We start from the raw sequence: 2424 nt of genomic DNA, 5'->3' as shown, positions 1-2424 counted from the left end.
TAAATATTCGCCTATCGCTTCTTAAATATTCGCCTATCGCTTTTTGTTCTTCAATAGATTTTGGCATATCTAATGTGAATTCTTTTATTTCAGATAGCTGTATATTTTTTAACGCAGTGCCAAGTTGTAATTTCATTAATCTTTTCTCGCTATTTTTTAAACATTGATATAAGAAATGTTTATCAATTTTTATATCATGTAAAGTATAACAATGTCCGCTCGACCAAAATTTTTCTTTTATAAAATTAACATATCCTGCATTTCCGCCTTCGCTTATCGTTATAGTATTTGCTTCTCTATTATATGAATTGTAATAACCTGAAAAATTCATTCCGCCGTTTAACACAGGATATTTTCCGTTTGGAATTAAATCTAATTTATTTCTTTGTTCTCCTTTTTTAATATTTGCAACCGAGATTAAATTTTTAGTTTCCCATTCCTCATTAAATCCTTTAAATCTCGCTTCGGGGACATTTTCGCCTTTCTTACAAGTCAATAATTTTTTCGCTATTCCTCTTTTAAATTTTTCTTTTTCTTCGATTAATTTAATTGTGTTTTCTAAATATGCATCAATTTTTGAAAGAGTAGAGGCAATGCGTTTTTGTTCTTCTATATCTTCCGTTATTATGACTTCAAAATTTAAAATATCGTTTTTAGTTATAGCTCCGAATGTCGTTCCTTTTTGCATATGAATAATGCGAGGTTTATAATAATTCAAAAGATAATATATATATTTATTTGAATGTTTATTTTTACCATTTATAGAACACAAACCTCTGCCGATGCATACATCAGCATTTGCTATATTCAAATCACCGACAGGAGCGCGAACGCTCATTAATACAGAACCATTAACAGCTATTTTTTTAATGTCGCTTGAATATATTTCAAAAGAAGGATTTAAAAGCCCAAAAGTAGAACTGCCTTGTAAAAATGGCATGCCTTCTTTATCTTTATTGTAGAATTGAGATTTTGGAGATTGCCCCATTGTTATATCGGCTATATCACCGAGTTTGACTTCTTTCCAATTTGTAGGTAGTTTATCTTTAATATCCATAATTCTAACTAATTTATATTAATCTTCAATAAAATTTTCATATCCTAATTCTTTAGATTTTTTTAAACATTCTTCGCTTTTATTTTTATATTCTTCTTTTTTAGAATCTTCTATATTTTCTAATTGAGAATATTCTTTATATAGTAGCGATAAATAATAATATCCCCCGCCTATATGCATATTTTCTCTATTCTTATTTAAACCGTAATTTAAATATTTTTCAGTTTCTTTTAATAATTCTGCATTCTTTTCTCTTTTATAGCTAAATAATAAAATAATACCTTTTGTAGTTAATAATTCTATATTAAAGCAATCTAAATTTAATCCAAATTCTATATCTTTTCTTGCTTTTTCTAAATTTTCAATATTGCCAGATATTCTATAATTAACTAAATATAAACGAATTCTACGATTTAAAATATCTAAATCATTTTTATTTATGTTTAACGCTCTATTATAATAGTTTAAAGAAAAATTAAAACATTCTTCACTTTTAGTATAACAATATTTATTGTAATATAAAATACCCATGTTATCTAAAGTTTTTATATTGTTATCTTCTATATCTAATACTTTATTAAAATATTTTAAAGATAGTTCAAAATATTTCTCGTCTTTAGTAATTGTATATTTATCATTATACAAAAAACCTATATTATTAAATATTTCTAGATTATTTTTATCTATACTTAACGCTTTATTATAATCATTTAAAGATAATTCAAAATATTTTTCATCTTTAGTATTTATATATTTATTACCATATAAAATACCTCTACCGCTTAAAGCGGAAGAGTTATCAATGTAAATAGATAACACTTTATTAAAATTATTTAGCGATAATAAAAAATCGTTTTCTTCTTTACTGTTTACATATCTATCAAAATATAAATAACCTAAATTAATTAGAGCGGAAAAATTATTTTCTTCCAAAGTAAGAACTTTATTATAACTATCTAAAGATAATTTAAAATCTTCTTCCTCTTTTTTATTTTTATATTTGCCAGCGTATAAATCGCCAATATTAACTAAAGCGTATAAATTATTTTTATCTAAATCAAGCGTCTTGTTATAATCGTTTAGAGATAATTTAAAATATTCCTCGCCTTTATTATCCATATATTTTTCGCTATATAAAATTCCTCTGTTATTTAAAGCATCCGAATTATTTTTGTCCAATTCCAATAATTCGGTATAATATTTAATAGCTTCGTCTGTTTTTTTCTTATCTTCTTCATTTAACGCTTTTGTAAATAATTCGCTAATTTTAGCCTTATTAGCATTTTCTGCCGACTGTTTTGTTTGTTCTTCTATTTTATCGCTTCTTATTTTTAAATCCTTAAATACTTTTTTTATTTTTAATTCTA

2 protein-coding genes are annotated in these 2424 nt (G+C 24.5%); both read right to left on the bottom strand.

The window, feature by feature from the left end; translation table 11 throughout:
* A partial coding sequence (locus EZH24_RS10285) for a restriction endonuclease subunit S (protein WP_137999046.1) occupies nt 1-1057 on the bottom strand: 1057 nt, incomplete at its 3' end.
* An 18-nt stretch (nt 1058-1075) separates the two neighbouring features.
* The coding region (locus tag EZH24_RS14190; protein WP_419670459.1) for a tetratricopeptide repeat protein at nt 1076-2424 on the bottom strand (1349 nt) is incomplete at its 5' end.

This window comes from Brachyspira catarrhinii, from assembly GCF_005518285.1.
Classification (GTDB): domain Bacteria; phylum Spirochaetota; class Brachyspiria; order Brachyspirales; family Brachyspiraceae; genus Brachyspira; species Brachyspira catarrhinii.
Note: the sequence above shows the minus strand (reverse complement) of the source record. Positions and strands in the feature narration are given on the sequence as shown.